General features: G+C 64.5%; 23 protein-coding genes. 6 read left to right on the top strand and 17 right to left on the bottom strand.

Annotation, left to right across the window (positions count from 1 at the left end):
- Positions 1–138: 138 nt before the first annotated feature.
- The 3 genes from AC58NV_RS12690 (at position 139) to AC58NV_RS12680 (ending at position 1732) form a co-directional block, all read left to right on the top strand.
- On the top strand, positions 139–528 hold the full coding sequence (locus tag AC58NV_RS12690; RefSeq protein ID WP_497227465.1) for a nuclear transport factor 2 family protein: 390 nt from the start codon (positions 139–141) through the stop codon (positions 526–528).
- A 287-nt stretch (positions 529–815) separates the two neighbouring features.
- Positions 816–1184: a hypothetical protein gene (locus AC58NV_RS12685; protein WP_497227464.1), complete on the top strand. Its 369-nt coding sequence runs from the start codon at positions 816–818 to the stop codon at positions 1182–1184.
- Positions 1184–1732 carry an ImmA/IrrE family metallo-endopeptidase gene (locus AC58NV_RS12680; RefSeq protein ID WP_497227463.1) on the top strand — a complete coding sequence of 183 codons (549 nt, stop codon included), beginning with the start codon at positions 1184–1186 and terminating at the stop codon, positions 1730–1732. The genes AC58NV_RS12685 and AC58NV_RS12680 overlap by 1 nt, the downstream gene beginning before the upstream one ends.
- 625 nt (positions 1733–2357) lie before the next feature.
- On the opposite strand, the gene AC58NV_RS12675 is transcribed toward AC58NV_RS12680, so the two are convergent.
- The 14 genes from AC58NV_RS12675 to AC58NV_RS12610 form a co-directional block, all read right to left on the bottom strand.
- A complete protein-coding gene (locus tag AC58NV_RS12675; RefSeq protein WP_497227462.1) occupies positions 2358–3887 on the bottom strand; it encodes an aldehyde dehydrogenase (NADP(+)) in 1530 nt (509 codons plus the stop codon).
- A 137-nt stretch (positions 3888–4024) separates the two neighbouring features.
- Positions 4025–4705 carry a GntR family transcriptional regulator gene (locus AC58NV_RS12670; RefSeq protein WP_497227461.1) on the bottom strand — a complete coding sequence of 227 codons (681 nt, stop codon included), beginning with the start codon at positions 4703–4705 and terminating at the stop codon, positions 4025–4027.
- Positions 4706–4847: 142 nt separating this feature from the next.
- A complete protein-coding gene (locus tag AC58NV_RS12665) occupies positions 4848–5873 on the bottom strand; it encodes a trans-3-hydroxy-L-proline dehydratase (RefSeq protein ID WP_497227460.1) in 1026 nt (341 codons plus the stop codon).
- Positions 5874–5885: 12 nt separating this feature from the next.
- Complete coding sequence (locus AC58NV_RS12660) at positions 5886–6989, bottom strand: cis-3-hydroxy-L-proline dehydratase (protein ID WP_497227459.1); 1104 nt, start codon at positions 6987–6989, stop codon at positions 5886–5888.
- A gap of 24 nt (positions 6990–7013) precedes the next feature.
- The gene (locus AC58NV_RS12655) at positions 7014–8264 is read right to left on the bottom strand and encodes an NAD(P)/FAD-dependent oxidoreductase (RefSeq protein ID WP_497227458.1); all 1251 of its coding nucleotides are present in this window, start codon (positions 8262–8264) and stop codon (positions 7014–7016) included.
- Between the two features lie 10 nt (positions 8265–8274).
- Positions 8275–9585 carry a TRAP transporter large permease gene (locus AC58NV_RS12650; protein WP_497227457.1) on the bottom strand — a complete coding sequence of 437 codons (1311 nt, stop codon included), beginning with the start codon at positions 9583–9585 and terminating at the stop codon, positions 8275–8277.
- A 3-nt stretch (positions 9586–9588) separates the two neighbouring features.
- A complete protein-coding gene (locus AC58NV_RS12645; protein ID WP_497227456.1) occupies positions 9589–10125 on the bottom strand; it encodes a TRAP transporter small permease subunit in 537 nt (178 codons plus the stop codon).
- 54 nt (positions 10126–10179) lie between these two features.
- Positions 10180–11241, bottom strand: a complete 1062-nt coding sequence (dctP, locus tag AC58NV_RS12640; RefSeq protein WP_497227455.1) for a TRAP transporter substrate-binding protein DctP — start codon at positions 11239–11241, stop codon at positions 10180–10182.
- A gap of 65 nt (positions 11242–11306) precedes the next feature.
- Positions 11307–12257: a 4-hydroxyproline epimerase gene (locus tag AC58NV_RS12635; RefSeq protein WP_497227454.1), complete on the bottom strand. Its 951-nt coding sequence runs from the start codon at positions 12255–12257 to the stop codon at positions 11307–11309.
- Positions 12248–13207 carry a dihydrodipicolinate synthase family protein gene (locus tag AC58NV_RS12630; RefSeq protein WP_497227453.1) on the bottom strand — a complete coding sequence of 320 codons (960 nt, stop codon included), beginning with the start codon at positions 13205–13207 and terminating at the stop codon, positions 12248–12250. Before AC58NV_RS12630 ends, AC58NV_RS12635 begins: the two co-directional genes overlap by 10 nt.
- 65 nt (positions 13208–13272) lie before the next feature.
- A complete protein-coding gene (locus AC58NV_RS12625; protein ID WP_497227452.1) occupies positions 13273–13995 on the bottom strand; it encodes an amino acid ABC transporter ATP-binding protein in 723 nt (240 codons plus the stop codon).
- Positions 13992–14654: an amino acid ABC transporter permease gene (locus AC58NV_RS12620; protein WP_019298488.1), complete on the bottom strand. Its 663-nt coding sequence runs from the start codon at positions 14652–14654 to the stop codon at positions 13992–13994. Before AC58NV_RS12620 ends, AC58NV_RS12625 begins: the two co-directional genes overlap by 4 nt.
- A gap of 10 nt (positions 14655–14664) precedes the next feature.
- Positions 14665–15327 (bottom strand): amino acid ABC transporter permease, encoded by a 663-nt coding sequence (locus AC58NV_RS12615; RefSeq protein WP_497227451.1) that lies wholly within the window; start codon positions 15325–15327, stop codon positions 14665–14667.
- A 73-nt stretch (positions 15328–15400) separates the two neighbouring features.
- On the bottom strand, positions 15401–16201 hold the full coding sequence (locus AC58NV_RS12610; RefSeq protein WP_497227450.1) for a transporter substrate-binding domain-containing protein: 801 nt from the start codon (positions 16199–16201) through the stop codon (positions 15401–15403).
- Positions 16202–16600: 399 nt separating this feature from the next.
- On the opposite strand from AC58NV_RS12610, the gene AC58NV_RS12605 reads away from it, so the two are divergent.
- Together AC58NV_RS12605 and AC58NV_RS12600 are read left to right on the top strand one after the other, a co-directional pair.
- Complete coding sequence (locus AC58NV_RS12605) at positions 16601–18499, top strand: methyl-accepting chemotaxis protein (protein ID WP_497227449.1); 1899 nt, start codon at positions 16601–16603, stop codon at positions 18497–18499.
- 234 nt (positions 18500–18733) lie between these two features.
- Positions 18734–20638 (top strand): methyl-accepting chemotaxis protein, encoded by a 1905-nt coding sequence (locus tag AC58NV_RS12600; RefSeq protein ID WP_497227448.1) that lies wholly within the window; start codon positions 18734–18736, stop codon positions 20636–20638.
- 66 nt (positions 20639–20704) lie between these two features.
- On the opposite strand, the gene AC58NV_RS12595 is transcribed toward AC58NV_RS12600, so the two are convergent.
- From AC58NV_RS12595 to AC58NV_RS12585, 3 genes are all read right to left on the bottom strand, one after another.
- The gene (locus AC58NV_RS12595; RefSeq protein ID WP_497227447.1) at positions 20705–21700 is read right to left on the bottom strand and encodes a capsular polysaccharide export protein, LipB/KpsS family; all 996 of its coding nucleotides are present in this window, start codon (positions 21698–21700) and stop codon (positions 20705–20707) included.
- A 164-nt stretch (positions 21701–21864) separates the two neighbouring features.
- The gene (locus tag AC58NV_RS12590) at positions 21865–24078 is read right to left on the bottom strand and encodes an NADP-dependent isocitrate dehydrogenase (RefSeq protein WP_497227446.1); all 2214 of its coding nucleotides are present in this window, start codon (positions 24076–24078) and stop codon (positions 21865–21867) included.
- 295 nt (positions 24079–24373) lie between these two features.
- Entirely contained in the window at positions 24374–24838 is a 465-nt protein-coding gene (locus tag AC58NV_RS12585; protein ID WP_241477463.1) for an SH3 domain-containing protein, read from the bottom strand.
- Positions 24839–25089: 251 nt separating this feature from the next.
- Here AC58NV_RS12585 and AC58NV_RS12580 point away from each other — a divergent pair, with 251 nt between their 5' ends.
- Entirely contained in the window at positions 25090–26076 is a 987-nt protein-coding gene (locus AC58NV_RS12580) for a 2-hydroxyacid dehydrogenase (RefSeq protein WP_497227445.1), read from the top strand.
- The last annotated feature ends 22 nt before the right edge of the window (positions 26077–26098 follow it).

Below are 26098 nucleotides of genomic sequence, written 5' to 3'. Positions count from 1 at the left end.
CCCTCGCGCAAGCGGGGGCCTTTTTCGTTGGGACGGCGCGCCCATTCCCGATTGGAATGGTGTTCCCCACACAGTTTCATTTTCGCGGCCGCACCTGGCTGCATATTCTGGGCGCAAAGGTAATTTGAACCAGGATGCATGATGAATTCCCACGCTGATCTCTTTGAAGCCGTGCAGATGTATTTCGACGGGCTGTTTTACTGCGACAAGGAAAAGCTGGACGCGGTGTTCCACCCGGCAGCAAGCTTGTTTGATGCCGAAAAGGGCGCGATTTTTGCCGAGCCAGTGGCGAGCTTCAATGAAGATGTAGGCGGCAATGCGGCCAACTCGCCCCATGCGCTGGGGCAGCAGATGGACGCCGAGATTCTGATGGTGGACCGCATGTCGCCGGTAAGCGCGCTGGTGAAGATCCGGTTCCGGGCGCGCAGGAACGTGTATCAGGACCACCTGTCGATGCTGAAAGGCGAGAACGGCTGGCAGATCGTGGCCAAGGTCTGGTGCCTGGAAAAGGTCGTGGATCAGATTTGAACCGGTTTTGCCGGGGCTGCGAAAGGTTTTGACTTTGGTCAGCGGAGGCTGGCATGGCGGGGTCCTTTTCGAAGGTCTCCGTTAAGGTATAGCTGCTGGCGGTTAAGATCCGGGAAGCGGGGCGTACGGTGGGGGCGCAACGGGCTAGCAGGTAGTAGTAGCACCCTGGAAACGTGGTAACGCACTGTGAAAGAAATTAACTTGCGGGTTGAAAAAATTAACCCGCGAGGTTGACAAATGGTGCCCATTTGGTAAATGTGGTTAACAACCCGTGAGGAGTCCATGCAATGACGACAGAACTCGGAAAGGAGCTGCGTAAACTTCGGATTGATCAAGATGAACGACTTTTTGATATGTCGAAAAGACTCGAAAAGTCATCTGCGTTCATCTCCGCTGTTGAGCGAGGTTCAAAGAAGCCGCCGGCAGGATTTGAGGAGCTAGTTATTGCTTCCTACAAGCTTGCCGGAGCCGCGGCAGACTTAATCCGTCAGGCAGCTGACAGGTCGCGAGAAGCTTTCACAATTGAGGCGAAGACGCCTTTAGAAAGGGACATAGCTGGTCTTATGGCGCGAAGAATGAGCTCTAAAATGGAGGCTCTCCCGCCTGAAGACCTTGAAAAGATCCTTGCAATTTTGAGGAAAGGAGACAGTGAGTAATGGGTGATGTCTACGACTTTAGGGCCGCTGGCATGAGTTGGGCGCAAGTGGATGCATCGGCAGACAGCTTGCGCGCTAGCTTGAAGCTGTCAGAGGTACCCTATTTTCCTATTGTGGAGGTCGTGGAAAAGCTATTGGGCAACGTCCTTGGTGCTATAGACTTTATGGTACTTTCACCGCGTGAAATGGGTGATGCGGAAGGGTTAACGTGTCCGAGAGGGGAGTTTATCAGTATTCGTGAAGACGTGTATGACCAAGCGTGCAGCGGTGGCGCAAGAGCGCGGTTTACATTCGCGCACGAGCTAGGGCACCTCCTTCTGCACGCAGACCCAGATAAACCCTTGGCGCGTGCCACACCTAGTGATCGGTTGCGCCCTTTTGAGTCCGCTGAGAAGCAAGCCAACAGGTACGCCAGCGCACTGCTTATGCCCGAGCAGCACATTACATACTGGGACGAAGAGAGCGATTTGGTCCAGAGATTTGGAGTTTCAAGCTCTGCTGCCAAATACCGCTTGAAAGACATAAAAAAGAGGAAAGGTTTCTACTAAAGGACGAAGGCTCAGGAAAAACCTGAGCCCCCATTCGAATTCTGTATCGTGCTCACCGGGGCTAGACGATGCAGAGCCGCCAGACGCTTGATACCAGTTCCGTAGCAAGACTGGATGTTAGAGCAGTTTGGTTCTTAAGGCAAGATACGCCCCGACGTTGGATGCTCGAATGACCAAGAGATCATTCACTCCACCGCCCGGCTATCGGTATGTGTTTCGCCCTTGGCGCACATGCCCGAGTACTGGGCAGCGGCTCTACGCGAAGGCGTTTGGGTTGCGGGCTTGGCCAATTCTGGTTCCAGAATGAGCCAACTTAAAAAATGAAAGGGCACACAAGTGCCCTTTCTAATAACTCTAGTCAATAAGGAATAGCCAAATGGCTCGTAAAACAATCAAGATCGGCCGTAGCGCCAAAACAGGTCGCTTTACTACTGTGAAAGTGGCCAAAACCAAGAAGTCGACGCACGTAGTGGAAACTATCCGGCGGAAGTGAGCATTGACCTGGTGTCATGGGTTAGGGGGCAATGAACCCGCTAACCTTCTCAAGGCTAATACTTAATGTCCTCCGTTCCAAAGGCCCCGGATCACCTCCGGGGCCTTAGCCTTTGTCAGGACAGCTTCCGCCTCAATTCAGCGCGCACCCCTCCCGCAGATCCTCCGGCAGCAGGGCGGCGGGGATGTTCTGGTAGCAGACCGGGCGCAGGAAGCGGCGGATGGACAATGTGCCCACCGACGTCGCGCCGAAGTTGGTGGAGGCCGGGTAGGGGCCGCCGTGGACCATGGTGCCGGAGACCTCAACCCCGGTGGGGAAGCCGTTGGCCAGCACCCGGCCCGCCTTGCGCTCCAGCACCGGCAGCAGGGTCTGGCCCTGGGCGGTGTCATCCTCATCCAGATGCAGGGTGCAGGTCAGCTGGCCCTGCAGCGCGCGGGCGATCTCCAGCATCTCGGCGTCGCTCTCAGCGGTGATCACCAGACCCAGCGGGCCAAAGACCTCCTCGGCCAGGATCTCGTTATCGAGCCAGGTGCGGACCTCCGTCACATAGAGGTAGGGCGCGGCGGTGCGGGTGTTGCAGCTGGTGGTCAGCAGCTCGCGCACGCCGGCGGTGGCGGCGACGCGGCGCTGGCCGTCCTGGTAGGCGCTGGCGATGCCCTCGGTCAGCATGGTCTGGGGGGCGACCGCTGACAGGGCGGCGGTGGCGGTGTCGATGAAACGCTCGGCCTCGGGGCCTGCGCGCAGCACGGCGATGCCGGGGTTGGTGCAGAACTGGCCCGCGCCCATGGTCAGCGAGGCGGCCCAGCCGGTGGCGATTTCCGTGCCGCGATTGGCGAGGGCGGCGGTGAGGATGAACATCGGGTTCACGGACCCCAGCTCGCCGAAGAAGGGGATCGGCTCGGGGCGCGCAGCGCAGAGGTCAAAGAGTGCGCGGCCGCCGGCAAGGGAGCCGGTGAAGCCCACGGCCTTGATCAGCGGGTGCTGCACCAGCGCCGCGCCGACCGCGCGGTTGCCGCCCTGGATCAGGCTGAAGACGCCGGGGTGGAGGTCGCATTTGGTGATCGCGGCAAGGACGGCTTCGGCGACGATCTCGCCGGTACCGGGGTGGGCGCTGTGGCCCTTGACCACCACCGGGCAGCCGGCCGCCAGAGCTGCGGCGGTGTCGCCGCCGGCGGTGGAGAAGGCGAGCGGGAAGTTGGAGGCGCCGAAGACCGCAATCGGCCCCAGCGGGCGCTGCATCATGCGCATATCGGGCCGGGGCAGGGGCGCGCGGTCCGGCAGCGCGGCGTCATAGCGGCGGTCGAGGTAGTCGCCCTTCAGGATATGCTCGGCAAAGGTGCGCAGCTGGCCCGTGGTGCGGCCGCGCTCGCCCTGCAGGCGGGCCTCCGGCAGGCCGGTTTCCCGGGTGCCGATGGCGGTGATGTCCTCGGCGCGGGCTTCGATCTCGTCAGCGATGGCGTTGAGGAAGGCGACGCGCTCCGCCCGGCTGGTGGCGCTGTAGCTGGCAAATGCATCCTCCGCCGCCTCTGCCGCAGCTGTCACGTCGCTGACGCGGCCTACGGAGAACTGATGGCTGGGGCCGGTGGCGGGGGCGGAGGGGAAGCGGGTGTCGCCGGCGGTCCAGGCGCCTGCGATCAGGTGGTTTCCGTGCGGTGTGAACATGGGCGGGCCTCTGTCTGGTGCTGCCGGGCAGCGGATGAATCTTGATACAGGATAATGGATACAAAATGCGAGTCGTGCAAGGTGCCGGCCGGAAAAATCCGGATGTCAGCAGCCAGGTGAGCGGGAAAGGCGGCGGCTCAGCCGTCCGTGGCGGCGCGGTGCTCTGCGACCAGCGACAGCAGTTCTTCCTTGGTGCGGGAGATGTGATGGGTCAGCGCGGCGCAGGCGCCCTCCACATCGCGGGCCTGGGCCAGGTCCAGGAGGTCGTGGTGCTCCTTCTTGGCCGGTTCGCGCTGTTTCATCACGCTGAGGTGCATCCGGATGAAGCGGTCGCAATGCAGGCTGATGCCCTGCAGTACCTCGTTGGTCAGCTTGCGGTCGGCGGCGGCATAGAGGGCCGAGTGGTATTTGTGGTTGAGCGCGCCCCATTTGGCCACGTCATTGGCATCATAAGACGCATCCATGTCATCGAGGATCTGGGTGCAGCGGGTGAAATCCTCGGTGGTCATGGCAGGGATCGCGCGGCGGAACAGGTCCACCTCCAGCAGGGTGCGCAGGTCGAAGATCTCGGCGATTTCACGCAGGGAATGCTTGGTGACAGAGGCGCCACGGTTGTTGGTGAATTGCACCAGCCCTTCGGCGTCCAGCCGCTTCAGCGCCTCGCGGATCGGCATGCGGGAGACGGCGTATTCCTCTGCCAGCGCCTCTTGCCGGATGGTTTCTCCTTCTGCCAGCTCACCGCTGAGGATACGCTCGCGCAGGTCGTCGGCAATCACTTCCGGGAGGGAGTTGCGGGTAACGGCGCGTTTGCCTGCCATGGGGGCCTCGTCGGGTCTGCTGTTCGTATTTTGGATACGCTAGTGGGTCCGTCCCGTTTCTTCAAGCAATTGGCCCGGTTTTACACCGGCGGCGGGCGCTGCGACCCCGCAGCCGGTTTTTTGTATCCAAAAGCCGGACCCGTCAGGCGCCCCAGGTGTCGCTGAGACGGTAGCCGCCGGGCCAAGGGTCGTCCGGGTCCAGCATGTGCTGGTGAATGCCGGTGATCCAGCCGCGGCCGCTGAGTTCGGGGACGATGGCCGGACGGGTGCCCACCGTGGTCTGCTCCACGATGCGCCCGGTGAAACACGAGCCGATGATCGATACGGCCTCAAAGGTCTGCCCCAGTTCAATCTGCCCCTTGGCCAGCATCAGCGCCATGCGGGCAGAGACCGCGGTACCGGTGGGGGAACGGTCCACCTTGCCCGGCTGGATGGCCACGGCCGAGCGGCTGCTCAGGCCGGTTTCCGTCTGTTCCAGCGGGCCGCAGAAGGCGCAGAAGGAGATGTGGTTCCAGTCCGGGTTCTCCGGGTGGGTGAAGCCGAGCTGCGCGTTGGCGGCCCCGAGGATGCGGGTGCCCAGCTGGGCGATCTGCTTGGCGTTTGCCTCTGTGATCTCCACGCCCAGATCGGCGGCCTGCACCACCACGAAACTGTCGCCGCCATAGGCGGTGTCCACGGTCAGCGTGCCGACACCCGGCACATCGAGGGAGGCGTCCAGCTCACCGGCAAAGCTCGGCACGTTCTGCACGAAGATCCGCTCTGCCTTGCCGTTCCGGCATTCGGCGCGCACCCGAACCAGCCCGCCGGGGGCCTCCAGCACCAGGTGGGTTTCCGGCTCCTGCATCGGCAGGATGCCCCCGTCCAAGAGCACGGTGGAGACGCAGATGGAATTGGAGCCGGACATTGGCGGGGTGTATTCCGGCTCCATGATGATGAAGCCCATGTCGGCCTCCGGGTGCTTGGGCGGCACCAGCAGGTTCACATGGCGGAACACGCCGCCGCGGGGCTCGTTCAGGACGAAATTCCGCAGGGTCTGGTCGCGGTCGATGAAGGCGCGCTGGTCCCACAGGGTTTCGCCCGGCGGCGGTGCGACGCCACCGACAATCACGTCGCCCACCTCGCCCTCCGCATGGGCGGAGATCACATGGATGGTCTTACTGCTGCGCATCCGCAGGCCTCCTCAGGAATAGCGGGCAACCGGTTCGCCCAGGGCATCGAAGATCGGAGTGATCCCCAGGCCGGGCGTATCCGGGGCGGTCATCCGCCCGTTCACACGCTTGGGCGCGCCGCGGGCAATGTCAACGGTGCCATAGCTGTTGAAGTCGGTGGCGGAGAAGGTGAACTCCGCCGGGGTGGAGCGGGCCAGATGGGCGATGGCGGCGGTGGTGATGTCGCCGCCCCAGGTGTCTTCGATGGTCATCGGGATGCCGTGCGCCACACAGAGATCGCGCATTTGCCGCGCCCGGGTCAGCCCGCCGACCTTGGAGATCTTGAGGTTGATCACGTCCATCGCGTCCTCGGCAATGCCGCGCACCAGCGTGTTCGGGGTGTCGATCACCTCGTCCATCACAAAGGGCAGTGCGGTGCGGCGGCGGATTGAGACGCTTTCCTCATAGGTCAGGCAGGGCTGCTCCACATAGACGTCGAGGCCCGCGATGGCACCAACCACCCGCGCCGCCTCGTGCCGGGTCCAGCCGGTGTTGGCGTCGGCCACCAGCAGGTCGGATTTCTTCAGCACCGCGCGGGTGGCATGAATGCGGTCGATGTCGTCGTTGGCCTCGCCGCCGACCTTGAGCTGGAACTTGGTGTAGCCCTCGGCGGCATAGCCCTCGATCTTGCGGGCCATGGTGTCCGGGTCCTCCTGGCTGATGGCGCGGTAGAGCACAACATCCTCCTGCGCGGCGCCGCCCAGCAGGGTATAGACCGGCTGGCCGGTGGCCTTGCCCAGAAGGTCCCAGCAGGCGATGTCGACCGGTGCCTTGGCATAGGGGTGGCCGCGCAGAGCCGCGTCCATGGTGCGGTTGATCTGGCCGATGTTCAGCGGATCCTGCCCAATGAGATGCGGCGCCAGTTCCGCCAGCCCGGCGCGCACGCCGCGTGCGAAGGAGGGCAGGTAGGCGGAGCCCAGCGGGCAGCACTCGGCATAGCCGGTCAGCCCCTCATCGGTGGTGATTTCCAGAACGGTGCTGTCGAAGACATCGACATAATTGCCGTTCGACCAGCTGTAACGGCCTTCCTTCAGCGGCAGGTCGACCTGATAGACGGTGAGCTGGGTAATCTTCATGGTGCGGCTCCTTTCAGGGGCAGGTCAAAAACGGGTGGCGGAATAGGGCTGCATCGGCACCGGCGGTTCGGTGTTTGCGGCGAGCGCCGCAACCAGCTCGGCGGTGCCGGCAGCCTGGGTCAGGCCCAGGTGGCCGTGGCCGAAGGCATAGATCACCCCCGGCGCGCGGGCGGAACGGCTGATCACCGGCAGGCTGTCGGGCATCGAGGGGCGGAAGCCCATCCACTGGCTGCCGCCGGAGGTGTCGAGGTCCGGCAGGAAGCGTTTCGCCTTCTGCAAGAGGATCTCGGCACGGCGGTAATTCGGCGGCAGTTTCAGCCCACCCAGCTCGACCGCGCCGCCCACCCGCACGCCGCCGCTGATTTTGGTGACGACAAAGCCATGCGCCGGGAAGGTCAGATGGGTATTCAGGCCAAAGGCACCGGGGGGCAGGGTGGTGTTGTAGCCGCGCTCGGTCTCCAGCGGGATGTTTTCGCCCAGGGTGCGGGCCAGGTGATGCGACCAGGCCCCGCAGGCCACCACGATTTGGGCGGCAGGGACAGGGCCGTCTTTGGTTTGGGCCACAGATTGCCGGCCTTCGCTGCGCAGCGCTGTCACCTCGGCGGTTCCGATGCTGCCGCCGCGGGCCAAAAAAGCCTGCGCCAGATGTTCGGCCCAGGTCTTGGGGTTCACCGTGTTCATCCAGTCGGGGGTGAAGGCAGCATGGGTAAAGCGCGGCGCCAGGCCGGGCTGAACCTCGGCAATCGCCGCGGGGCTGCGCAGCAACTCGAAGCGGATGCCATGTTCACGCCGCAGCTGCCAGTCGGGCAGGGCGGCGCGGAAGGCACTCTCGCCCTCGTAGAGCTGCAGCTGCCCCTCGCGCTGCATCAGCGGCTCGCCCTCCACATCCGCGATCTGTCGCTCCAGCGCGGCGCGGGAATGCGCCATCAGCTGCACCTGCGCCGCCAGCGCCGCCTGGTAGCGGCTGCGCCAGCTGGCGCGCCAGAACCGCAGCATCCAGGGGGCGATCCGCAGCGCATAGGCGGGCGGCACCGACAGCGGCCCCAAAGGGTCCAGCAGCCACTTGGGGGCCTTGCGCATGATGCCCGGCGTGGCGAGCGGCACGATGTCGGTGAAGGCAAAGGCGCCGGCGCTGGCCGCCGAGGCCTCCGCCGCCACGCCGGTGCGGTCGAGCACGCGCACCTGATGCCCCTGTTTCTGCAGCTCCAGCGCGGCGCTGAGGCCGATGATGCCGGCGCCGATGACGAGGATGCCGTGTGCCTGTTCTTTGGTCATCTCAGATCCTTCACAAGCCGACCAGGATGGAGGGCAGCCAGGTTGCCAGTTCCGGCACCGCCAGCAGCGCCGCCAGCACCAGGCCTTGTGCGGCCACAAAGGGCAGAACCCCGCGGTACATATGGCCGTAGGTCATGTCCTTGGGCGCGATGGAGCGCAGGTAGAAGATCGAGGGGGCCATCGGCGGCGTCAGATAGGAGGTCTGGATCACCACCAGCACCAGCATCGCGAACCAGATCGGGTCGATGCCGGCACTGCGCACCAGCGGCGCGAAGATTGGCACGAAGATCAGCACGATCGACACCCAGTCCAGCACGAAGCCGGCAAAGAACACCACCAGCAGCAGGAAGGTGATCAGCCCTGCGTTGCCGTAGCCGATCACCTCCACCGTGTCGCGCACCAGCCCGCCGCCGCCGGTGACGGCAAAGATCGAGGTGAACATGGTGCCGCCCGCCACGATCAGCATGATCATCGCGGTGATCCGCAGGGTGACACCCAGGGCCGCGCGCAGCATGGAGTAGCTGAGCTCGCGGAACATGCAGGTCAGCACCAGCGTGCCGGCAGCCCCCACGGCGGCGGCTTCTGTGGCAGAGGCGGCCCCAGCCAGCAGCGAACCCAGCACCATGGCAATCAGCAGCAAGGGCGGCACCAGCGCGGTCACGGTGATTTTCAGCTTCTGCCCCACCGGCATGGCGCGGCCCTCAGGCGGCAATACCGGCGCGTCCTCAGGGCGGCGCAGGCTGCGCAGCAGAACATAGCCCACGAAGAACATCACCATCAGCACGCCGGGCAGGATGGAGGCGGCAAACAGCTGGCCGATCGACAGCTGCGCAATGGAGGCATAGACCACCACGATCACGGAGGGCGGAATGATGGTGCCGAGCGAGCCGCCCGCACAGATGGTGCCTGCAATCAGGTCGTTCTTGTAGCCCGCCGCGCGCATTGCGGGGATCGCCATCAGGCCCACCACGATCTCCACCGCGCCGACAACGCCGGAGGCGGCGGCAAAGATCGCGCACATGGCAATGGTCGACAGTGCCAGCCCGCCGGGCAGACCGCCGAGCCAGATCTGCAGCGCATAGAACAGCCGCTTGGCAATGCCGGAGCGTTCCAGCACCGCGCCCATGAAAATGAACAGCGGGATTGCCGCCAGAACGAAGTTGGAGGCTGTGTGCAGGAGCGGGCCGTAGAGCTGCAAAAACAGCATGTCGCCAAAGACGGAATAGCCAAAGGCGACGGCCACGATCATCATCGAAAACGCCACCGGAATGCCGGCAAAGACCAGCGCGAAAAGCGCCGCAAACATCAGAAGGGGGATCATAAATCAGCTCTCCGGCGCAGCGTGCGGGTCATCGGGGGTCTGCCCCGGTGTCTTCTCGCCGCGTAAGTAAAGGAGCGCCTCCAGCAGGAACTGCAGGCAGAAGGCAAAGAGGCCGAGCGCAATCACCGAATAAAAGGGCCACATCAAGGGCGCCCAGGGGCTGACGGTCTCCACCTCGCCGGTCTGAAACGCCTTCAGCGCCTTGGAGGCGGCCACCCAAGTCAGCGCGCCGGTGATCGGCGCCATCAAGAGCGAATAGACCGCCGCGTTCAGCAGCTGCTGGACGCGCAGCGGGAATTTCTGCGACAGGAAGTCGATCCGCACATGCGCTTCTTTGCGCAGCGAATAGGCGGCGCCCAGGAACACGATGGAGCCGTTCAGCATATAGGAAATGTCAAAGGCCCAGAGTGTTGGGGCGCCAAAGACGTAGCGGGCGGCGACCTCGTAAAGCATGGCCGCAATCATGGCGAGGATGGTCAGCTGGCCAACCGCGCCCAAGAGGGCTGACAGCCCTTCAACGCCGGTTCTGAAAAAATGCATGGAAACCTCGGGGCAGGGAGGGCGCGGGCCGGAGATCCCGGCCCGCGCAAAGGGTCATTCAGCAGCGTCACGCACCAGGTAGACGGAGTTTTCGGCCCAGCTGGACTGGTAGGAGAGGTAGCTGTCCAGAACCTCCTGCATCCGGGCATTGCCGCCCTCGGACAGTTCCGCAGCACGGGCGCGCGCCCAGTTGCGGCCGGCCTCGCGCAGCTTCTCGGACTCGGCGTGCTCCATCTGGACCATCTGCACCTTGGTCTTGCGGTAATCGGCCATCGCCTTGATGTCAGCATCGCCAAAGCGGGTGTAGCCCTCATAGGTCGACAGGCGCGCAGACGCCTCAATCAGCCCCTGCAGGTCTGCGGGCAGCGCGTCCCAGGTCTCAGCCTTGACGAAAACCTCCCACAGGAAGGAGGGCTGATGCACGCCGGGCATGATCATGTAGGGCGCAACCTCGTGGAAGCCTTCGGAGAAGTTGGCGCCGGGGGTTGACCATTCGATGGCATCAACGCCCTTGCGCTGAAGCAGGGTGTAGATCTCGTTGCCCGGCACCACGGTGGGCACGCCGCCGAAGTCGTCCTTCATGACCGCGGCAAAGGCGCCGGAGGTGCGGTATTTCACGCCCTTCAGGTCCTCGACGGTTTTGATCTCGACATTGGAATGGGCCATGACTTCTGAGGTGCCGATGCCGACGACCAGGCTGTGCAGCCCCATCTCCTCGCGGCGGAAGTCCTGCAGCATTTTCTCGCCGCCGCCTTCGTAGATCCAGTGCAGGGTGGCCTCGGGCGACATGCCGCCGGGGAAGGAGGCAAAGATCGCGTTGGTCGGGTCCTGGTTGACCAGGTAGGAGGGGGTGGAGTGGCCGGCCTCGACGATGCCTTCCTGCACCGCTTCATGCGCCTTGAAGGCAGGTACCAGAACACCGGCGCCAAACGGCTGGATCTCCACCCGGCCTTGGGTAAGGGTTTCGACGTTGCCGGCAAAGCGTTCCATGAAGTTCTGGTAGAGGAAGGAGCCTTCGCCGACGGCGGCGGTCATCTTCCATTCGACCTCTGCCGCGGTGGCGGCAGACGCCAGGGCCAGGCTGAAGCCTGCGGCGATTGCGGATGTGAATTTCATAGTATGGACCTCTCTTCTGCTGGAATGCGGCCCGGGTTATCGTCCCGGGCCTTGGTTGAAATGGTTCAGGCGGCGGCCTCCCCGCTGCTGGAAATGCCGCCGCGGAAGGGATCATCGGGGCTGAAGAACAGCTTGCCCTCGCCCATCACAAAGGCCTGCCCGCTGAGGGTGGGGATCACCCCGCCACCCGGCCCCGGCTGGTAGGACAGCCGGTAGGGGGAGCCGATGATGCTTTCCTGGATAATCTCCTCGCCCGGCTGCAGCCGCCCCGCTGCCGCCAGGCACGCCAGGCGGGCAGAGCTGCCGGTGCCGCAGGGGGAGCGGTCATAGGTGTCGTCCGGGCACAGCACGAAGTTGCGGCTGTGGATGCCCGCGCGGGGGGAGGGGCCTTGGAAGATCACATGGTCGATCGGCTCACCCTTCTCGCCGCCAATCCCTTGGGCATTGGCGGCGGTGCGGATGGAGATGGCGTGATCGGTGAGGGCGCGGATGTTCTCTGTCCGCAAGGGCAGCGGGCTGGGTTCGACGATGAAGAACCAGTTGCCGCCATAGGCGATATCGCCGGTCACTGTGCTGCCATCGGGCAGGGTGACATTGGCCGCAGCGGTGACGCGGCGGCTTTCGATGTTGGTGACGGTCACCGTGTTGGCATCCTCCAGCAGCACCGTCACCACGCCAACGGGAGTTTCGATGCGGTGGCTGCCGGGGGTGATCAGGCCCAGATGGGCCAGCGTCACCGCCAGCCCGATGGTGCCGTGGCCGCACATGCCCAGCACCGCATCGGCGTCAAAATAGATGACGCCGGCGGCGCAGCTGGGATCGGTGGGCTGCACCAGCAGCGTGCCGACCATGGCGGGCTGGCCGCGCGGCTCGCGCATGACCGCGTGGCAGAAACCCATGTGATCCTCTGCCAGCCGCCGCGCGCGTTCCGCCAGCGGGCCGGTCCCCAGATCGGGACCGCCCTCCAGGATCACCCGCGTCGGCTCGCCGCCGGTATGGCTGTCGACTACATGCATTCGGCGATGATCCCGCCCTGCGCCGACCAGTCCGCAAACCAGGTGCGGAACAGTTTGTACTGCTGTTCGCAATAGTTGCGCTGCGTGTCCGACAGCTCGTCGGTCTCGTTGAAATGCAGGCGGTAGTCGTCCTCGCCGTTCAGCACCAGGAGGTGCTTGTAATAGAGGATCAGGTCCGGGCCTTCGTCGAAGGTGGACAGGACGTGGATCGCGTCGGTCAGCTCCTGCGCGCGCAGGCGGGCTTCGGCGCTGCCCTCAGCCGCCAGTTTGGACAGGCGCGCCAGCAGCAGCGCCTCCTTGGGCAACGCACAGCCGATGCCGGTGATTGAGCCGGTGGCGCCGCAGTTCACGAAGCCGTGGTAGACCTCGGTGTCGACGCCGACCATCAGCGTCACCTGATCGTCCTGGCTGGTGATATGCTCCGCCGCATAGCGCAGGTCGTCCTTGCCGCCGAACTCCTTGAAGCCGATCAGGTTCTTGTGCTCGGCGCGCAGGGCAAAGAACAGCTCGGCGCGGGTGGCAAAGCCGTAGTAGGGGCTGTTGTAGATGATCGCGGGCACGTCCGGTGCCGCATCCAGAATGGCCTTGAAGTGGTTCTTCTGCGCCGCGGGCGATGTGCCGCGGGACAGCACGCGCGGGATCACCATCAGGCCGGCCGCGCCGACCTCTTGCGCATGGCGGGCGTGATCGACGGCGGATTTGGTGTTGATCGCACCGGTGCCGACGACGACCGGCAGACTGGCGGCGGCGAGGCGGGCGACGCCTTCCATCCGCTGTTCATCTGTCAGCAGCGGCCAGTCGCCCATCGAGCCGCAGTAGACCACCGCCGACATGCCCGCGGCGATCATCTCCTCGCCTTTTTTCACCAGCGCGTCGAAGTTCGGCGTGCGGTCCGGGTTGCAGGGGGTCATCAGGGCCGGCATGGTGCCGGTGAAGACGTTTGTAGACATTATCCAATTTCTCCAGGTAGGGGCAGGCCGCCGCTGGGAGGCACGGCAGCCTGCGGGGGAAGGGGTCAGCGCACGTTGGCGAGGAACTTGCGGGTGTGTTCGGACTGGGCGTCGCCGAAGATCTGCGCGGGCGGGCCGATCTCCTCCATCACGCCCTGATGGAAGAAGGCCACCCGGTCGGAGACATCGCGGGCAAAACCCATCTCGTGAGTGACGCAGATCATCGTCATGCCCTCGTCGGCCAGCAGGCGCATGGTATCCAGCACCTCGCCCACCAGTTCGGGGTCGAGCGCTGAGGTTGCCTCGTCAAACAGCATGTATTCGGGCTCCATCGCCAGGGCGCGGGCAATCGCAAGCCGCTGCTGCTGGCCGCCCGACAAGGCGCTGGGGTAGACGTTCAGCTTCTCGCCCAGCCCCACATGCTGCAGCTGATTGGCAGCAATTTCGCGGGCCTCAGCCTTGGACTTGTCTTTGACGATGCGGGGCGCCAGCGCCACGTTTTCCAGCGCCGTCAGATGCGGGAAGGAATTCCACTGCTGGAAAACCATGCCGAGCTTCTGGCGCAGCTTGTTGATGTCGGTACCCTTGGCATGCACATCGGTGCCGTCGACGGTGACAGCGCCGTCCTGGATCGCTTCCAGCCCGTTGATGCAGTAGAGCAGCGTTGATTTGCCGGAGCCGGAGGCGCCGATGACAGAGAGCACCTCGCCCTTCTGCACATCCAGGTCGATGCCTTTCAGAACGTGCAGAGCGCCGAAATACTTGTGAAGGTCGCGGATGGAAATCATTGGGCCCACCTGTTTTCGAGATGTGTGGCGTAGCGGGAAACCGGATAGGACAGCGCGAAATAGAAGGCGCCGGCCAGGGCAAGGATAAGGAACGGCTCCTGGGTGCGGGTGATCAGGATCTGACTGGCTTTCAAGAGCTCGACATAGCCAAGGACTGAGACCAGCGCGCTGTCCTTCATCACCCCCAGCGCAACGCCGACCCAGGATGGGAACACCGCCCGCCCGCCGATCGGCAGCACCACATGGCGCAGATCCTGCCAGTAGCTAAGCCCAAGGCTGCGCGCGGCGCGGCGCATCGGGGCGCCCACCGCCTCGATCCCGCCGCGGGCCACATTGGCCACCAGCGCCGCGGTGTAAACGGTCAGGATCACGGTGCCGGAGGCAAAGGGATCCAGGTTCAGCCCCACGATCGGGGCAAAGTTGTAAAACAGCACCAGCTGGATGATCAGCGGCACCGAGCGGAACACGTCCAGCACCGGCGCCAATGTCAGGGTGGCGGCGCGCCGGCCCTCGTACAGCATCCAGCCGAACAGGGTGCCCAGCACCGTGCCAAGCGAGATCGACAGGACGGAAATCCACAGCGTGCGCAGCGCCGCCTCGCCCATGAACCACAGGTCATTGGGGGCAAAGCCGCTGAAAAACTTGAGTGTCGGTTCCATCGGTTCCCCCTCAGTACCGGAACAGCCGGGCGGCCATCAGCCGCGAGCTGAGCAGGATCACCTTGACGATGGCGTAGTAGATCACCGCCGTGACCGCGAAATATTCAAAGATGCGGAAGGTGCGGGAGGCGAAGAACTGGGTCTCGCCCGACAGTTCGCGGAAGCCCACCAGCATCCCCAGCGAGGACATCAGAACCGCCCAGACCATCTGATTGGTGATCGGGTGGTAGACAATGCGGAACACCTGCGGGATCACCACGCGGCTGTAGGCCTGCCAGGGTGTCATCCCAAGGCTGCGGGAGGCACGGATTTGGGTCTCCGGCACCGCCTTGAAGCCGCCGCGGAAGTTTTCCGCCAGATAGCCCGCGCAGTTGAACGTGAGCCCCGCCAGCACGATCAGATAGGGCGACAGATGCAGGCCGAATGCGCCGAGGCCGAAGCCGAAGAAGAACAGCTGGAACAGAGCGGGCGTGTTGCGGGCCAGCTCCACCCAGGCGGTGGCAAACCAGTAGACCAGCCCCCGAAGGTGCAGCCGCGCCAGCGCCAGACAGAGACCGATCACGATGCCAAGCACCATCGCCAGAACCGCGACCTGCAGCGTCAGGGAGGCCGCCTCCAGCAGGTCGGGCAGGCTTTTCATCACCGGCCGCCAGTGAAAATTATAGTCGAACATGTGGGGTTATGCTCCCTAGCTCCTGCCAGCCGCCGGGAGAGCGCGGCAGGCAGGGGCGGGTTTCACCGTTGGATCAGTACAGCACGCCGGGGATGCGCAGCTCGGGCGCGTCGCCGCCGACGTATTTGCCCCACAGCTCGGCATAACGGCCCGAGCGCACCTGATGGGTAACAAACAGGTTCAGGAAGTTGATCCAGGTGACATCCTCGCGCTTCCCTACGACCGAGGTGTAATCGGTGGTCCAGGGCATCCGCGGGCCGGCTGCCAGGGTCTCATACTGCTGGGTTACCGGCAGCACCGCGGTATTGGTGGTCAGGCCGATGTCCGCCTTGCCCTGCGCCACCGCCAGGAACACCTCGTTCTCGGACTGATAGCCTTGATAGTTGCCTTCTTCGCCCCATTCGGCGGCAATCTTCAGCCATTCCTGCTCCGGCACGGTGCCGATGGCGCCGGCTACCCGCTTGCCCTTGATGTCCTCAAAGCTCTCGATGCCGCTTTCTGTGTTGATCACCCCTTGGGCGAAATAGATCGCATAGGGAATGGTGAAGCCGACGGTGCGCGCCCGCGCCAGGCTGTCGGAGGTGGCACCAAAGACCACATCGGCGCGGCCTGTCACGATGGCCGGCAGGCGCTCGGCCCAGGTGACCGGCAGGATCTCGGCCTCAACCTCCAGCGCCGCCGCCAGATCGTTACAGTAATCGACGTCAAAGCCCGCCGGTTCGTTGTTGGCGTCGCGGTAGCCGATCGGCGGGAAATCCAGCACCACGCCGCAGCGCAGGGTGCCGCGGTCCACCACATCATCGAGCGTATCCGCAAGGGCAGGTGCCAAGGGCACGAGGGCAAGCGCCGCAGCCGCGGCCAGCGATTTGAACATGAGATCCTCCTGTCGGTTCGTTGTTGTGGAGAATCAGATACAGGATAATGGATACAAAATCCACACGTATATGAAGACGCCGATTCTGCGGCGCGGTTCCCTGCGCATCTGTTGCGGCAGGCAAAGCTCGAACTGCGGGCCTTTGCGGCCGAACCAGCAGGGCGCAAAGCGGCCCGGAGGCGCCGCAAACCGATTAGGCTGCGGCATTTTGCGCGCAGGCTGCGCAGCCGTAGCGGTCATTTAACACGTTGATATTATTCAAGTGTACCTGAAGTCCCGTTGTGGGCTCTGCTTCCCTGCTGCATCTGGGCGGCTGCAATCGCTTCCGGGCTAGGAAATTCTTAGGAGCAGGTCTCTAGGGAGGAAGGCTTAGGCCTGTAACTAAGGGACCAAATCACTATGCCTGCTTTTCTCTACCGTCTGCCTGTCCGGATCTACGCTCTGGCTGCCCTGGCGATTCTCCTGTTTGCGATGCTGACCGTCTTCCTGCTGGTCCGCTCGAATAACGATGAATACGCCAGCCGCGAACGCGAGCTGCATCAGATCACCGATCTGGCTTTCAGCCAGCTGGATGCGCTGCAAAGCCAGGTCGAGGCCGGACAGCTGGACGAGGCCGCGGCCCGCCAGATGGGGCGCACGGCGCTGGAGACCTTCAGGTTCGGCACCGCCGGCGATTTCCACGCCTTTGATTTCGATCTGGTGATTACCGCGAATGCCTTCCTGCCGGAGTGGGTCGGCACCCGCCAGCCCGGCCTGACGGATGAAAACGGGGTCAAGATCTACCAGGAGATGCTCAAGATCGCCAAGGCCGACGGCCAGGGCTCGCTGATCTACCATTTCACAAACGCCGGCTCCGGCGTGATTGAGGCCAAGATGGGCTATATCCGGGTTTACGAACCCTGGGGCTGGATCATCGGCACCGGTGCCTATGTGTCCGATATCCAGGCTAAGGTGCAGCAGAACATCATCACAACCGTGACCGGGCTGCTTGTGACCCTGGCGGTCCTGATGATTGGCGCAACCCTGATCACCCGCAGTGTCACCGGTCCGGTCAGCGCCCTGCGCGGGCGGATGCAGTCGATGGCGGACGGCGACACCGCTAGCGCCATTCCGGCCACCGCCAACAAAAGCGAAATCGGCGACATGGCCCGCACCCTGGACGTGTTCCGCCAAGCGCTGATCCGCCAGCAGGAGCTGGAGGACGCCGAGCACGCGCTGAACGAGAAGCGCAGCAGGGTTGTGGCCGCGCTCAGCGCCAAGCTGGCTGACCTGTCGCAGGGCGACCTGACCGCGCAGATCACCGAGGTGTTCCCGGAGGACTACGAGCAGCTGCGCCGGGATTTCAACACCACCGCACAGAACCTCAGCGGCACGGTGGAGCAGGTGATCGCCGCGGCGAACAGCATCCGCAACGGCGCCGCCGAGATCAGCCAGGCCTCCGACGACCTGTCGCACCGCACCGAAAGCCAGGCGGCGACGCTGGAGCAGACCGCCGCGGCGCTGGATGAGCTGACCGCCAGCGTCAAATCCGCCGCCGACGGCGCCCGCAGCGTCGAGGCCACCATGGACGAGGCCAAGGAAGAGGCCCGCAACAGCGGCGAAGTGGTGCAGAGCGCGGTGTCGGCGATGACCGAGATCGAGGAAAGCTCCAACAAGATCAGCCAGATCATCAGCGTCATCGACGACATCGCCTTCCAGACCAACCTCCTGGCGCTGAATGCCGGCGTCGAGGCCGCGCGGGCTGGCGAGGCGGGCCGCGGCTTTGCGGTGGTGGCGTCCGAGGTGCGGGCGCTGGCGCAGCGCTCTTCGGATGCAGCGATGGAGATCAAGACGCTGATCTCCGACAGCTCCGGCCAGGTGGCGCGCGGCGTCGATCTGGTGGGCAAAGCCGGCGATGCGCTGCAAAGCATCGTCAGCCAGGTCACCCATATCTCGCAGCTGGTCTCCGGCATTGCCGAGGGCGCGGCGGAGCAGGCGACCGGCCTCAACGAGATCAACACCGGCGTGACGCAGCTGGATCAGGTGACCCAGCAGAACGCGGCGATGGTGGAGGAGGCTACCGCGGCGGGCCACATGCTGAAGACCGACGCCTCCAAGCTGAGCGACCTGGTGGCCCACTTCAGGATCGCAGGCGGCAGCCAGCTGGCCGCCCCGGCGAAACCGGTCGCCGCCCCGGCCGCGGCGCCGGCCCCGACCGCCCATGGCAGCGATGACTGGGACATGCAGCCCGCGCCGCAGCCCGCCGCGGTGGCGACCACCAGCGGCAACGCCGCCCGCGATCTGTGGCAGGATTTCTGATCCAAGGGAAACGCTTGCGGAGAAAACGCCCGGGAAATCCCTCGGGCGTTTTCTGTCTTTGCATAGGATTTCAAAGCATTGGGCGCAGGGTTTTGCGGCATTCCAATCAAAATGCGGCAAAAACCTGACGGGATGCGGCGCGTATGCTTTGGCGGCGCCTTGCGGAGTAGGGTTTTGTTAGACACTGCGGCCTAAACAGACAGGCAATAGACCTGTCATGAAGGCTCTGAATTTATGTCCACAATACCCGCTTTTCTCTACCGTCTGCCCGTCCGGATCTACGCACTGGGCGCCCTTGCGCTGTCGCTGATGGCGGTGCTGACTTTCCTGCTGCTCTCGCAATCCGTCAAAAACGCTTATGAGATGCGCTATACGGAGCTGCACAACGTGACCGACACGGCGGTCAGCCTGCTGCGCGACCTGGAGGAAGGCGTCCAATCCGGCCGCTTCACGGTGGAGGAAGCCCGCGATATCGGCCGTGAAAGGCTGACCGCGCTGCGGTTCGGAGACTCGGGCTATGTCTTTGTCTTCGACCATGACCTGGTGGTGCAGGCGCACCCCATTGTGCCGGACTGGGTCGGCACCAATCAGGGTGCCTTTGAGGATGTGACCGGCATCAAGGTGTTCCAGGAACTGGAGAAGATCGCCGCCGCCAAGAGCGCGGGGGAGCTGACCTATTATTTCAAGAAACCCGATTCGGAGGTGATGGAGGCCAAGATCGGCTATGTGCAGGCCTATGAGCCCTGGGGCTGGATCATCGGCACCGGCGCTTATGTGTCCGATATTGAGGCCGATGTTGCGATGATGCGCAACGAGGCGCTGATCGTGCTGGGCATCAGCCTGGTGGCGCTGATGGTTGCCGCCTATTTCATCACCCGCAGCGTGACCGGCCCGCTGAACGGTTTGAAAAACCGGATGCAGACAATGGCGGATGGCGACACCAGCAGCGAAATCCCTTCGGCAAATGCGCGCAGCGAACTGGGGGAAATCGCCCAAAGCGTCGATGTCTTCCGCCAGGCGCTGATCCGGCAGCAGGAGCTGGAGGACGCCGAACATGCGCTGAACGAGAAGCGCAGCAAGGTTGTGGCGGCGCTCAGCAGCAAGCTGTCGGCACTGTCGCAGGGCGACCTGACGGCGCAGATCACCGAGACCTTCCCGCAGGATTACGAACAGCTGCGCCAGGACTTCAACACCACCGCGCGGAACCTCAGCTCCACCGTGGAGCAGGTGATTGCCGCCGCCGCCAGCATCCGCAACGGTGCCACCGAGATCAGCCAGGCCTCTGACGACCTGTCGCACCGCACCGAAAGCCAGGCTGCGACGCTGGAGCAGACCGCCGCGGCGCTGGATGAGCTGACCGCCAGCGTCAAATCCGCCGCCGACGGCGCCCGCAGCGTCGAGGCGACGATGGACGAGGCCAAGGAAGAGGCCCGCACCAGCGGCGAGGTGGTGCAGAGCGCGGTCTCGGCAATGACCGAGATCGAGGAAAGCTCCAACAAAATCAGCCAGATCATCTCCGTGATCGACGACATCGCCTTCCAGACCAACCTTCTGGCACTGAACGCGGGCGTCGAGGCCGCGCGGGCCGGCGAGGCGGGCCGCGGCTTTGCGGTGGTTGCGTCCGAGGTGCGGGCGCTGGCGCAGCGCTCCTCCGATGCGGCGATGGAGATCAAGACGCTGATTTCCGACAGCTCCGGCCAGGTGGCCCGCGGGGTGGACCTGGTGGGCAAGGCGGGTGACGCGCTGCAAAGCATCGTCAGCCAGGTCACCCATATCTCGCAGCTGGTCTCCGGTATCGCCGAGGGCGCGGCGGAGCAGTCGACCGGCCTCAATGAGATCAACACCGGCGTGACGCAGCTGGATCAGGTGACCCAGCAGAACGCGGCGATGGTCGAGGAGGCCACCGCAGCGGGCCACATGCTGAAGACCGATGCTGGCAAGCTGGCCGATCTGGTGGCCCACTTCAAGATCGCGGGCGGCAGCCGGCTGGCCGCCCCGGCCAAGGCCCCCAGCGCCCCGGCAGCAGCGCCGGCGCCAACCGCCCATGGCGGCGATGACTGGGACATGCAGCCCGCGCCCCAGCCCGCCGCGGTGGCCGCTAGCGGCAACGCCGCCCGCGATCTGTGGCAGGATTTCTGATCCGCCGGACGGAACCCGCGCGGTCCTGAGAATCTGAGGCGCCCGGGCTGCAAACCCGGGCGCTGTTCATTCAGGCGGGGCGGACGCCAGCAGGCGGTTCCAGGCGCGGTCCGCGAAGTCCGGTTTTTGCGGCTCCAGCATGTGCAGCCCCAGGAACCAGTAGAAATAGCGCTCGAACGGAAACCCGCCAAAGGCATCCGCCGCCCGCTTCAGGTTTTCCTGCAGCTCCGCCCCAGTGCGGCAGACCAGCGTTCCGTGATGATAGTCGGTTGCCGCGCAGGTCAGCACGGGCTTGCGGTGCATCAGCGCCTCAAACCCGACCGCGGAGTTCTGCGACACAACCGCGGCTGAGGCCTCGAGCAGGTCATGCACGCTGGCGCTGCTCAGCTCGGCATTGGCGATCCCGGCACACAGCTCTTCCAGCCCGCGCAGCGCGGCGGCATCCTGCAGCGGGTGCGGCTTGACATAGACCCTGCCGGGCACCGCCGCGCAGGTGGCCGTGATGATCTCTGCAGTGGTGAGGTAATGCACCGGGTCGCGGTATTTCTCGATGTCCTGCACGAAAATGGCGGCATCCGCCGGCGCCAGCCCGCCGGGCGCGCGGTCGCTTTGCGCCCTTTTGGAGACATTGCGCCGCAGCGCATGGCCGCGCACCCCGTTGAAGAAATGCTCTGCCGCGGCGCCATCCACCCTCTCAGGGTCAAAGCTCTGCCCGGCGAGGCTGGAGTTCCAGTAATAGCCCTGCGGGTCAAGATACCAGAAGCCGCGCACATAGCTGGGCTGGGCATGGAAGATACGCGGTCCCTGCGTGCGCTTCGGGCCGATGACGATTTGCAGATGCTCTGACCCCAGCAGCCCGAAGGACAGCACATCCTCGGTGTGGATCAGCAGCGGCTTGCAGCCCTGCGCGTGGGCGCTGGCGCCGATCTTCTCGAAGAACTCGCAGCCGCCCTCCAGGATGTGCCGGAACCAGGCATCCTCCGCATGAACGATCAGCGGCTGCTTGCGGCTGTCCAGCTGGCGCAAGTGATTGAGCTTCTTGAAGCTGCCCCGTTTTTGCATGGGATGTGAATTCTCTGCCTGCTTGCCTGCCTGTGCCGCGGTGTCGGGCCGCAGGCTCAATTTCTGGGCAGTGCAGGCGGTCCGGTCAAGCCGGCCGGCTGCGGCAGGAAAAAGAAAATGCCCGGGGCTTGCCCCGGGCATCTGTGTTTTGCAATCCGCCGGGATCAGCCGATGATGGCGTTCAGCGTTGCGCTGGGGCGCATCACCTTGGCCTTCAGCTCGACGCTCGGGCGGAAGTAGCCGCCAATGTCGGCAGGCGCGCCCTGGGCCGCGGCCAGCTCGCTGATGATCTGCTCTTCCTTGGCGCCCAGCTCCTCGGCGATGGGGGCGAAATGCGCCGCCAGGGCTGCATCCTCGGTCTGCGCCGCCAGTGCCTCGGCCCAATAGCGGGCGAACCAGTAGTGGCTGTCGCGGTTGTCGGGCTGGCCGACCTTGCGCGAGGGGGAGCGGTTGTGGTCCAGGATGCCTTGGGTCGCGTCCTCAGCCGCGCGGCCCAGCACGCCGGCCTTGGCGTTGCCTTTGACGTCGGCCAGGAAGTTCAGCGACTCGCCGAGGGCGCAGAATTCACCCATCGAATCCCAGCGCAGGTGGTTTTCCTCGACCAGCTGCTGCACGTGTTTGGGAGCAGAGCCGCCAGCGCCGGTTTCAAACAACCCGCCGCCCTGCATCAGCTTGACGATCGACAGCATCTTGGCCGAGGTGCCCAGCTCCAAGATCGGGAACAGGTCGGTCAGGTAGTCGCGCAGCACGTTGCCGGTGATGGCGATGCTGTCCCTGCCTGCGGTGATGGTTTCCAGCGACTGGCGGGTCGCTTCGCGCGGCGCCATGATCTGGAACTTGTCCGCAACACCTGCCTTTTCCAGCGCGGGCTGAACGTATTTGATCAGCTCGGCGTCATGGGCACGGTTTGCGTCCAGCCAGAAGATCGCCTCGGAGCCGGTCAGGCGCTGGCGGTCCATCGCCAGCAGGATCCAGTTCTCGATCGGCGCCTGCTTGACGGTGCAGGCGCGCCAGATGTCGCCGGTTTCCACGTCGTGCGAATGCAGCGTGTCGCCATTGGCCAGCACGATGCGGATGGTGCCGTCGGCGGGGGCCTCGAAGGTGGTCGGGTGGGAGCCGTATTCCTCAGCCTTCTGCGCCATCAGGCCGACGTTGGCGACCGCGCCCGCGGTGGTCACGTCCAGCGCGCCGTTGGCTTTGAAGAAATTGATGGTCTCGTCATAGACGGAGGCATAGCAGCGGTCGGGAATCACGCAGTTGGTGTCGCCCTTGTTGCCGTCCTGGTCCCAGCCCTTGCCGCCGGCGCGGATCACCGCGGGCATGGAGGCGTCGATGATCACGTCAGAGGGCACATGCAGGTTGGTGATGCCCTTGTCGCTGTCCACCATGTACATGTCGGGGCGCTCCGCGCGTACTGCTTCGATGGCGGCGGTGATTTCGGCGTTGCCCTTGACGCGTTCCAGCAGGTCGCCCATGCCGGAGTTCGGATTCACACCCAGCGCGTCCAGCTCGGCGCCGTATTTCTCGAACACCGGCGCCAGCCAGGCTTTGACGGCGTGGCCGAAGATGATCGGGTCGGAGACCTTCATCATGGTGGCCTTCATGTGCAGCGAGAACATGGTGCCGTCAGCCTTGGTGCCGGCAATCGCTTCGCCCAGGAAGGACGACAGCGCCTTGACCGACATGAAGGTGGCGTCGGCCACGGTGCCTTCTTCCAGCGGCCAGCCGTCTTTCAGCACGGTGACGGCGCCGTCCTTGGCCACGAACTCTATCTTTGCGTTACCTGCCTGCGCGGCGGTGATGGTGGCGGATTTCTCGTTGGCATAGAAATCGTTGCCGGGCATCGAGGACACTTTGGTCTTGCTGTCAGCGGACCATGCACCCATCGAATGCGGGTTCTTCTGGGCGAAGTTCTTCACCGCCTTGGCGGCGCGGCGGTCGGAGTTGCCTTCGCGCAGGACCGGGTTCACTGCCGAGCCCTTGATGGCGTCATAGCGGGCGCGCGCCTCTTTTTCGGCGTCTGTCTGCGGCTCTTCGGGATAGTCCGGGAGAGCATAGCCCTGGGCCTGCAGTTCCTTGATGGCGGCGGTCAGCTGCGGCACCGAAGCGGAGATGTTCGGCAACTTGATCACGTTGGCGTCCGGGGTCTTCACCAGCTGGCCCAGCTCCGCCAGGTCATCGCTCTGGCGCTGCGCCTCGGTCAGGTTCTCCGGGAAGGTGGCGATGATGCGGCCGGCCAGCGAAATGTCCTTGGTGCCGACGGTGACACCGGCGGCAGACGCGAACTTGCGGATGATCGGCAGGAAGGATGCCGAGGCCAGTTCGGGCGCTTCGTCTACAATGGTATACAATATGTCCGGGGTTTGATTTTCTGCCATGTTCCACAACCTTTCAGCGATCTCGGAGGCTTATAGGGCATCAGCGCGGTCGGGCCGCGCCGGTTTCGGGTAGTCCGGTGCTGCTGCGGCGGCGCCCGGATATCGGGCGGGTCCGGCCGGAACAGCCATGTGTGTGGCCCCCATGTAGAACACGATTGCTGCGGGTGCAATGGTTTGGCGCCTCCGCGCCCCCGCGCGGATTGCCGCGGCAGGCGTGAGGGGCGCTGCCCCTCTTGGCCTGGCGGCCAATTCACCCCGGAGTATTTGCCGCAAAGAAGAAAGGGCGGGGAGGAGGTTACTCGCGCAGCTCGTCCGGAGCGACGCCCCAGAGCTTTTTCTTCGGCGCCCAGCCGCTGTAGCCGCCGGCTGATATCTCGCACCAGTCGCTAGCGCATTCGCCAAGCCGCGCGACCACGCCCAGTTCAAAGGCGGCAGTCACGGGCGCGCGGGTATCCGGGCGGGCGTGCACGGTCAGCATGTCCTCCTCCACCAGCACGGTGCGCACGCCGGACAAGAGCGCGTAATGCACCCAGCCGCCGGCGCCGTCGCGGTCCTGCACCCGGCGCCAGTGGCCGTATTCGGCGGTGATCTCCAGCGGCATGCCGCGGCGCTTGAACACCCAGTCGATCTTATGCGTCAGCGAGGGGCCGCGGCGCACATTGCCGGTGGCGGCTTTCATCGAGACATAGCGGGGCAGGGGCAGGTTGGTGACCGGGCCGCGGGACTCGGCCGCACAAACCGTAGCGGTCAGCACTGTCATTGCTGCTGCCGCTGCCAGATGGCGGAGTGCCTTTGCCGCGTTTCTCACTGCCTGCTCGCCTCTTCGTTGCCCAGCCGGGTTGTGCCCAGCCTCTTGTTCCGGTCTTCTGCCCGTCTTGTTATGCCCCCGCCGCGCCCGGGAAAATTCCGGTCTCGCGGGCAGGGAATGCGGTTGGGTTCTTGTGCCTCTGCGCATCCTGCGCCACGATGCCATGGAGGCGTGCGGATTGAAAAGCCCAAGGGAGAGCACAAGTGCCAAGAGACCGACTGAGTGTTGTCGTTACGCGACGGTTGCCGGAACCTGTGGAAACCCGGCTGAGAGAGCTGTTCAATGTGCGCCTGCGCGAGGACGACACGCCGATGACCCGCAGCGAGCTGGCCGCGGCGCTGAAGGATGCCGATGTGCTGGTGCCGACCGTCACCGATACCATTGATGCGGGCCTGCTGGGCCAGGCCGGCGAGCGGCTGAAGCTGATCGCCAACTATGGCGCCGGCGTGGACCACATCGACGTCGCCACCGCCCGCCAGCGCGGCATTCTGGTGTCCAACACGCCCGGCGTGCTGACCGATGATACTGCGGATATGACCATGGCGCTGATCATGGCCGTGGTACGCCGGATGCCCGAGGGCCTGGCTGTGATGCAGAAGGGCGACTGGCAGGGCTGGGCGCCGACCGCGTTCCTCGGCGGGCGCATCGCCGGGCGGCGTCTGGGGATCCTCGGCATGGGCCGGATCGGCCAGGCGGTGGCCAAGCGCGCCGCCGCTTTCGGGATGCAGATCCATTACCATAACCGCCGCCGCCTGCGCCCGGAGGTCGAGGAAAAGCTGGAGGCCACCTATTGGGAGAGCCTCGACCAGATGGTGGCGCGGATGGATGTGATTTCGGTCAACTGCCCCTCGACGCCTTCCACCTTCCACCTGATGAACGCGCGGCGGCTGAAGCTGATGAAACCCTCCGCGGTGATCGTCAACACCTCGCGCGGCGAGGTGATCGACGAGCATGCGCTGACCCGGATGCTGCGGTCGGATGAGATCGCGGGCGCCGGCCTCGATGTCTATGAGCACGGCACCGACATCAACCCGCGCCTGCGCGAGCTGCCCAATGTGGTGCTGCTGCCGCATATGGGATCCGCCACCATCGAGGGCCGCATCGAAATGGGCGAGAAGGTGCTTTTAAATATCAAGACCTTCGAAGACGGTCACCGCCCGCCGGATCAGGTGGTGCCGTCAATGCTGTAAGCGCACGGGCTGCGTGGCCGGA

The organism is Leisingera sp. ANG49 (assembly GCF_059694505.1).
This window is presented reverse-complemented; position numbering and strand designations above follow the sequence as displayed.